The sequence below is a fragment of the Pseudomaricurvus alkylphenolicus genome, from assembly GCF_011683955.1.
Taxonomy (GTDB): Bacteria; Pseudomonadota; Gammaproteobacteria; order Pseudomonadales; family Cellvibrionaceae; genus Pseudomaricurvus; species Pseudomaricurvus alkylphenolicus.
On sequence record NZ_JAAQPI010000006.1, the window covers coordinates 398,119 to 406,318 of the forward strand.

Annotated in this window: 7 protein-coding genes; 1 reads left to right on the top strand and 6 read right to left on the bottom strand. The window is 46.8% G+C overall.

Going from position 1 to position 8,200, the window contains the following annotated elements:
• Window positions 1-4: 4 nt before the first annotated feature.
• The 5 genes from HBA55_RS17805 to HBA55_RS17830 form a co-directional block, all read right to left on the bottom strand.
• The gene (locus HBA55_RS17805) at window positions 5-874 is read right to left on the bottom strand and encodes an acyl-CoA thioesterase domain-containing protein (RefSeq protein WP_166994168.1); all 870 of its coding nucleotides are present in this window, start codon (window positions 872-874) and stop codon (window positions 5-7) included.
• Window positions 875-924: 50 nt separating this feature from the next.
• Entirely contained in the window at window positions 925-1,788 is an 864-nt protein-coding gene (locus tag HBA55_RS17810; protein ID WP_166994170.1) for an SDR family oxidoreductase, read from the bottom strand.
• A gap of 586 nt (window positions 1,789-2,374) precedes the next feature.
• Window positions 2,375-3,148, bottom strand: coding sequence for a glutathione S-transferase family protein (locus HBA55_RS17815; protein ID WP_166994172.1), 774 nt, complete (start codon window positions 3,146-3,148; stop codon window positions 2,375-2,377).
• Window positions 3,149-3,625: 477 nt separating this feature from the next.
• Window positions 3,626-5,167: an acyl-CoA synthetase gene (locus HBA55_RS17825; RefSeq protein WP_166994174.1), complete on the bottom strand. Its 1,542-nt coding sequence runs from the start codon at window positions 5,165-5,167 to the stop codon at window positions 3,626-3,628.
• Window positions 5,168-5,206: 39 nt separating this feature from the next.
• On the bottom strand, window positions 5,207-6,001 hold the full coding sequence (locus HBA55_RS17830) for an SDR family NAD(P)-dependent oxidoreductase (RefSeq protein ID WP_166994176.1): 795 nt from the start codon (window positions 5,999-6,001) through the stop codon (window positions 5,207-5,209).
• Window positions 6,002-6,266: 265 nt separating this feature from the next.
• Here HBA55_RS17830 and HBA55_RS17835 point away from each other — a divergent pair, with 265 nt between their 5' ends.
• Window positions 6,267-6,794, top strand: coding sequence for a carboxymuconolactone decarboxylase family protein (locus tag HBA55_RS17835; protein WP_166994178.1), 528 nt, complete (start codon window positions 6,267-6,269; stop codon window positions 6,792-6,794).
• Window positions 6,795-7,001: 207 nt separating this feature from the next.
• Here the strand turns inward: HBA55_RS17835 and HBA55_RS17840 are convergent, their stop codons facing one another.
• Complete coding sequence (locus HBA55_RS17840; protein WP_166994180.1) at window positions 7,002-7,946, bottom strand: LysR family transcriptional regulator; 945 nt, start codon at window positions 7,944-7,946, stop codon at window positions 7,002-7,004.
• Window positions 7,947-8,200 lie beyond the last annotated feature (254 nt).

Consider the following 8,200-nt stretch of genomic DNA (forward strand, 5'->3'; position numbering starts at 1 on the left):
TCTTTTATTCCTCGTTTAACCTCAATCGCATCAATCCCTCTTGCACCGTGGATGCAACCAAATCACCACTTATATTGTAAAAGCTACCCCGACTAAGGCCACGGCCGCCACCAGACCAAGGACTATCCAATTGATACAGCAACCACTGATCGGCCCGACAGGGACCATGAAACCAGATGGCATGATCCAGGCTGGCGCCCTGCAAACGATCTGAATGAACACTCATGCCATGAGGTAGCAATGCAGTACTCATCAGAAACATGTCGGACACATAAGTCAGTAGCGTTCTGTGCAAGACCGGGTCTTCAGGCAGGGGCTCACAGAGTTTGATCCACAGCTGCCTTGTCGCTGATCGAGGGCCGGGTTGGAATATTCTCTCCAGTTCATTGGATCGGATATTCCACGCAGAGAAGAAATCTTTATGCTGAAAGCTTCGTTTCGGATAACGCTTTTTTAGCTCAGACCAGATGCTTTCCTGATCTTTTAGGGTATCAGGTGCAGGAGAATTCGGCATTGGTAGCTGGTGTTCAAGACCTTTCTCCATCGATTGAAATGAGAACGAAGAGTGAAAAATCACTTTTCCACTCTGTTTAGCAACAACTCGACGGGAGGAAAAACTACCACCATCTTGAATTAGATCTACTTCGAACAAAACCGGCTTATGCGGATCACCGGGCACCAGAAAATAGGAATGTAGTGAGTGAATTGTCCGATCAGACAACACTGTTCGCAGCGCCGCGTTAACCGCTTGCGCCATAAGTTGTCCGCCAAAGATTCTAGGTAACGTCGAATTTTCCGTAAATCCCCTAAAAAGATAGGTATCTAGCTGCTCCACTTGCAAGCTATTGATTAGTTTTTCCGTTGTCGATTTCACGTTTCTTTGCTACCCATTCTGTTCTTCCCTTTATGTTCGGCCCTGTTGCTTCAATTCCCCAAAAAGCGATTCACCACCTGCTGTTGGAGTTTCTTTCCGCTCGGATCAGCTTCCGTTTTTAGTTGGCAAATCTGCTCTGCCCAAGCTGAAGTACGCACTCTTACGGGTGGATCACTGCCGTCTAAACACTGGCAGGCCACCTTCGCTACTTCATCAGCCGTTTGATAAGTTACAGATTCGCCGGACTGACGGGAGTTGCTGCTTGCAAAATACTTCTGTAGTAACGGGAGATAAGCATCCTCTCGAAAACCGCCGGTACTTTGCATCTTGCTCAACACACTGTTGACAAACTCGGAATGTATACCGCCAGGCTCCACGACGGTAAATCTAATACCAAAGGCCGGAGTGATATAGCTAGCCAGCGACTCGGTGTAGCCTTCAACGGCAAATTTGGCGGCACAATAAAACTCGTTGAAGGGCATACCCACCAAACCGCCCACCGAAGAGATATTAATAATATGGCCACTCTCAGCACTACGCATAGCAGGCAAAACGGCCTTGGTGCACCTTACCACGCCCATATAGTTGACATCCGTAACCCAGCGAATTTCTTCTTCGCTTGCCTGCTCGGTCGTTCTGACAAACCCTGCACCCGCGTTGTTTACCAATACATCTATGCCACCATCTGCCTCTATAACTTCGGCGACACAGCGCTCCACGCTCTCTGTGTCGCAGACATCCAGCTGTTTGATATGGATAGTGACATTTCTCTCGTGCGCAAGATTACACACGCCGTCTTTTTTACTAGTGTCTCTCATCGTGGCGTAGACTTTGTAGCCTTTTTCAGCCAATAAAACGGCTATACTCGCACCCAACCCGGTTGATGTACCGGTCACAATCGCATTTTTACTCAAGGTAACTCCTCAGTAATAACCTTAACCATGTTGCTCTAATTTAACGCTTTACAAGCCTCGGTTATATATGCCGAGCTAACGATATTGGACATAGCCTTCATCTATCGAATGAATTATTCGAGAGAGCAGAAACTGATATATGGTGGGCTCATAGTGGCTCTCTCACAAAGCGCCATCTCGGTCAATTAGCAGACCGAAGCTTGGCAGTAGCAAACACTCAGAAATATGAGCAACAACTCATCATTTCAAGAGGATCAACCCATGTAGATAAAACCTGCCTACACCAGTCTGTATGAGATTTGGGAAGGCAGAATTGGATGGACAAGTGACAATTGGGATGTAAGTCTGTGGGGCAAGAATCTTACGGATGAGCACTATATGAGTTTTAGTACAGGGAATTTCATCTCAAATCTATTTGGGCCCGCAGATAATTACAATCAATGGATCAATGAACCGCGCTCGTTGGGAGCAACAATTCGCTATCGCTCTAAGTGATAGGAAAACGGAGCCGGCAATGGCGCCTTATCGGGCGCCCTGAAGGCTTCGGACAAGAGTTCAATTGAGAATAGATCTGTGTAAGATGATATTAAGACAATGCTTCGGCAAGAGAGTTGATTTGCATTTCATCGGCAATCAGTGTTGGGTTGTTGGGTAAATGTTCAGAAACCCGCTTGAGCCATGCCTTGACGGTTGTATGCATAGCGGCGCTTAGATTTTCCTCAAGACCAAACATATAACCCCATACGAGCTGTGGAAAAACAGCAAGGTCAAGCATTGTCGGTTGATCGATACCGCCCATGTAGGGGCCGTCACTGAGATGGGAAAGCAGCTCTGTGAAGACTCGCAGTCGCATATCGTCATAACTTTCGTTCAAATCCATGTGATTGGCCATTTGCTGTATAAACGGCGCTTCACGCAGGAGCTCAGGCCATTTATGGCGAACAGTTTCTGGCAATGGTGTGTGAGCACTGACTAGAGCAGCCAAGCGCCAGGCTCGAAACCGAAAGTCAAGGCCTATGGGATTTCCATCATTTATGGCAAACCTGAATATACTCGTTAAAAATTTATCACTTATCCAGCAGTCAATTTCATCAATTTTCTTTTGATGTGCTAATGGATACAGAGGGTTTTCTGGAAACAGTTCGTCAAGCCAATGTGCATGTTCAGAAGATTCGAGACGCCATTCATTATCAATTTCAAGTACGGGAACCTGCGTGCCTTTATCGTCTCCTAAAGCAGCCGTGGGATCCACAGGATTGACAGGTACATGAGTAAAATCAACGCCCTTATAGTAGAGAAAGCACGCGGTTTTACGCACGTAGGGGCTCGTAGCGTAGCCATACAATTTGATAGATCTCATCTTTACTCCTTTTAATCAGCCTTGGGCGGTTTGAGTAGAGTCATATTATTCAATATTTTTCTTGCTTGTTATTCGGATTTTATTAATATGTCAGTAAATTTTTCCAAGTCATTGTATTTACTCAGAAAATCGCCAGCACAAAGCCGGTCAAAAGCAACTGTCAATGCGGTTTAGAGGCCGGTATTCGGATTTTATTGGCTGAGGGTATTGGCTTCGAAGTGACCATATCCGGGCCAGGCCACGGACCCAATCCTCCATCGCCGTCAGCAGCGATGTGGAGCACTGGGTTCTATTTAATACGCATCCAGATATCCGCGCCCAGCTGGAATTCAAATGGTTCCGGTCTTGCGCTAACAGAATCCTTGGATTTCTATAACAACACCTGGAACCTAATCAAATTCGTCTTTTTTGCGTGTGCCACTACCTCAACAGATGGAACAATCGATTACTCATGTAGAATAACTTCAGTATACCGCTCTAGATTTTTCTGTTGTGATCAGCCCAATATTCGTCCCGCAAAAGCCGTTTGTACAACTTTCCAGTTTCGTGCCTGGGCAAAGATGCCCTGAAATCTATGGATCTCGGCGCCTTTAAATCCGAAAGATTATTCAAACAGAAGTCTATCAGCTCTCTCTCTAACTCCGGTCCACCAGCGTCTTTGTCCATAGGCTGAACCACAGCTTTCACCTCCTCGCCAAAGTCCTCATTGGGAACACCGAATACGGCAACGTCAAAAACTTTAGGGTGAGTGATCAGCAAATTTTCCGTCTCCTGCGGATAAATATTAACACCACCAGAAATAATCATATTTGACTTACGGTCGGTCAGATACAGATAGCCGTCTTTGTCAAGATAACCAATGTCTCCTGCCGTCGCCCATCCGTTTTTGAGTTTTACGCTATCGGTTTTTTCAGTGTCGTTCAGGTATTCGACTTTACGCGGATTTTCGAAATATATTGCCCCCACTTTGCCAGCGGGCAAAGATTCACCTGTCACCTCGTCGACAATATGTACCGGCCCCAGTATAGGTTTGCCGACGGATCCCTTGTGTTTAAGCCACTCCTCGGAGGTAATCGAGGTAGAACCAAAACCTTCCGTGCTTGCATAAGCTTCATAGACGACCGGCCCGAACCATTCGATGATCTTTTCCTTGACAGATATTGGGCAGGGAGCAGCCCCGTGCACCATGGCCTGCATGCTTGAAACATCGTAACTCTTTCGAATTTCTTCCGACAATTTTAGCAACCTAATAAACATGGTGGGCACCCAACTGGACTGAGTCACACCGTACTTTTCGATCACTTTTAGCGCCGTTTCCGGATCAAATTTATCGATTATCAGTACCGTTCCCCCATAATTCTGTGCCACCATGGCGTGGTGTATGGGCAGTGCGTGGTAAAGCGGTGAGGGGATATAGTGAACAGAGTCAAAATCAAAACCCATAATCGTATGGTAGTTTTTCCAACGTTCCGCCAGTGTTTCGATGGGACCCTCTGGTAACGGGAGTTTAACCCCCTTCGGGCGGCCCGTCGTACCCGAAGAATAAAGCATATCAATACCACAGGACTGATCAGATATGGGTTCAGCAGGGTAGCTATCCCTCGCCTGCTCATAACTTTGAAAACCTTCCCCTTCACCATCAACAACGTAACATGAAATTCTATCAGCCTTAAGTTGCGTAACATTTGATGCCGTGGACAGTAACTTGCTGGAGGTGAAAAACATCTTCGGTTTTGCATCTGCAACAATATAATCAATTTCAGATTCGGTTAATCGCGAACTAATGGGCGTATAATACAAACCGGAGCGTTGTGCCGCCCAGCACAGTTCTAGGAAACGGGCATGATTTTCCAGAAAAATAACAATACAATCTCCACGCTGAAGCCCCGCAGCCCGAAAAAGTTGAGCAGCCTGATTCGAACGTTGATCCAATTGCTCGTACGTAACAACTTCTCCTGTTTCCACCATGATATAGGCGGGATGTTGCGGGGCGTTTTTAGCGTGTATATAAGGGTGCATTGACAGTAATCCTTAAGTGTTCGTTATAACGAGGTATCATTAACCAATTCGGGCTGACTGACCACCGTCTACCGGTAATACTGCGCCAGTGATAAATTGGGCTTCGTCCGAGGCAAGAAATAGTGAGGCATAGGCGGTATCCCAAGCGGTGCCCATCTTGTTTCTCAGGGGCACATGCGCATCCCGCTCGCTTCGAAGACTCTCAAGGCTTACACCTCGCGCCGATGAATGGCTTTCTATGGCCATAGGTGTATCCAAAAGTCCCGGCATAACCACATTTGCTCGAATACCGTACTTGGCATTACCCATAGCGATAGTATGCGTTAACGAATTTACGCCCGCTTTAGAGACCTTATAGCCCACAAGGCCCACCGACATTACCGCAGCTCCGGAAGAAATATTGGTAATGCAGCCGTTGCCCTGTTTACGCATATAGGGAATCACGTGTTTACAACTGAAGAAAGTTCCTTTTAGGTTTACACCCATGATGTTATCCCAGGTCTCGCTTTCCAGCGAAGCCGGCCCTTTATCACCAGTACCGATGCCCACGTTATTTTGTAGTATGTCCACACATGAATAGCGTTCGATACAGACATCCGCAAAGCGCTTACAGTCCGCCTCGTTAGTGATGTCAGCTTCAATAGCACTGGCTACCCCACCTTCCTCGAGTATCATATCCCGAGTTAACTCTGCCGACTGCAAATCACGGTCAACCAACAAGACTCTAGCGCCTTCGCGAGCGAACAATATGGACGCTGCTCTACCATTGCCGACAGTTTCTCCAGTTGTTTGCCCAGCGCCAACAACAATTGCCACCTTACCTTCCAGTCTCATTAGCCATCTCCAATCAGATTCTATTAACAAACATCGATAAACCTACCATGCCGCTATTATCTGACAGAGCCTTGGCGATAGTGTAATCCAACCTACTCATACCGACTATTTGGCATATCAATAAGCTCCTTCTCAACTCAGCACGCCAACCAGCGTTGGAAATACCAAACCATCAATATCCATTATTAGCGAAATCCATTAGTAATCAACTAATACAGCGCTATCCTGTGACTCCAGCACACATACTATTCAGGAGATTGCCATCATGACCGAAATGCGCGTGCCGCCTTTAACCCCAGAAGAGTTGACCGATAAACAACAGGCCTTCCTCAAGCCCGTCACCGATAAAAACGGCGCTTACCCCAACATCTTCGGGACTTTAGTGAGAAATTTTGAACTCTTTGAATCCTGGTCGGTTTTTGGAAAATACACCATGATGGACTCTAGTCTCGACCCCCAACACCGGGAGCTACTGATCCTAAGAACTGCCGTAAACGTAGACTGTGAATACGAGTGGCACCACCACCATCACATTGGCTTACGGGTGGGGCTGGACCAAGACACCATTCAGAAAGTTAAGAACAATGAAACACTGGATGAAGATGAACACAATCTACTTATGCAGCTAGTCGATGATCTAAGCAATAATTTTACTGCAGGTGATCAAGCCTGGGCAGCCATGACGGAAAAGTTCGGCCTGAATTATACACTGGATGCAATTTTCACCGTGGGCTCCTATATGGCCCTCAGCATGGGATTAAAAAGCTGTGGCGTACAGGTGGAACGAACTTAGAATCTAGGCCATCGATGACGTAGTATCGCTCATGCTATGTCATCGTTTATTCGGATTGATTGCGTCAATATCTTGCGCTTGTTTTGGTTGTAATAATTACTCCAAGGCAATTTCGCAAATTGGTGGGCATGACAAGCATGCGTGTATTAATCCGCCTCCTATGAAAGTCCTATGATTGTTTAACTTTAAGCAGGAGCCAGTCGCTACTCATTCATGTACCGCTCTACCCACTGACATTATTTCATTGCGAACCCAGCTGAGCGCTGGGTCATCATCAGTACGAAGACTCCAAACTAATTCAACATCATATTCTGAAACGTTCAATTCTTTGGGCGGCAGCAAGAATGCCAGCTCATTAAACCTAGGCATGGCCTCTAGCGTACGCTTGGTACCCATACAGATGAGATCGCTGCTGTTAAGGACCTCTGGTGAAAGTGAAAGATTGGGAATAACCGCATCTACTTTTCGTTGAATACCATGCTTATTGAGAAATTTTGAAATCCATGCATCTTCCAGCATGTCATCTTGCGTAATGACCAAATGTGAATATTGTGTAAAGCATGCCATGGTCATATGGCCAGATTCCGCCAACTGAAGCGCCGGGTGATTCGCCCGCATGACGATAACCAGCGACTCGTGATAGAGCGGCTGACGACGAAAGCTCGAGTCCAGCTCTCCAAACCCTCCGATTGCTAACTCAATATCCCCATCCTCCAGCTGTTTGCGAACACTCTGTCGGCTGAACTTCACAATATTCAACTTCATCGTCCTTGCCTTGTTACTTACAGCTCCCCTGAGTAGCTTTGACATGGCGAGCAGCACATATTCTGGTGCAGCGATAGACACTTCCGCCTCCACTTCCATGCATTCAAAGGATGTCATTGTAGCTACCACCGCCGCGAGTGAGTCGAGATTATTCTTCAACGCCTCTTTGATCTGCCGTGCCTTCGGTGAAGGTTTCATTCTCTGACCATCGCGGACCAGAATAGGATCATCGAAGGTTTCTCGCAGCCGTTTCAACGCTGAGCTGGTGGCCGACTGCGACAAATGAACACGTTTGCTCGCCAGGGTAACGCACTCTTCCTCTAGAAGTGCATCCATTATCGGAAGTAAATTCAGATCGATATTTCTGAGATTGAGTTGTCTTTTCATTTCATCGCTCCGCCGTATCCGAGACTTCGATTCTTCACCTAGATATAACCGTCACTCGGCCTTTGCCATCCAAAATCCGTTTCCCTCACCGTATTCCACACCAGAGAACTATTGATGCTGTTAATATAGAGCCGGCCCCGGAAATATGGACAGCTCCATAAGTGGAATCTTCGCCTGATTTAGGGCACGGTAGTGCCCATGAACAGGAGATTTACCATGGCTAGACGACCACGTCGTAACCACTCACCCGAATT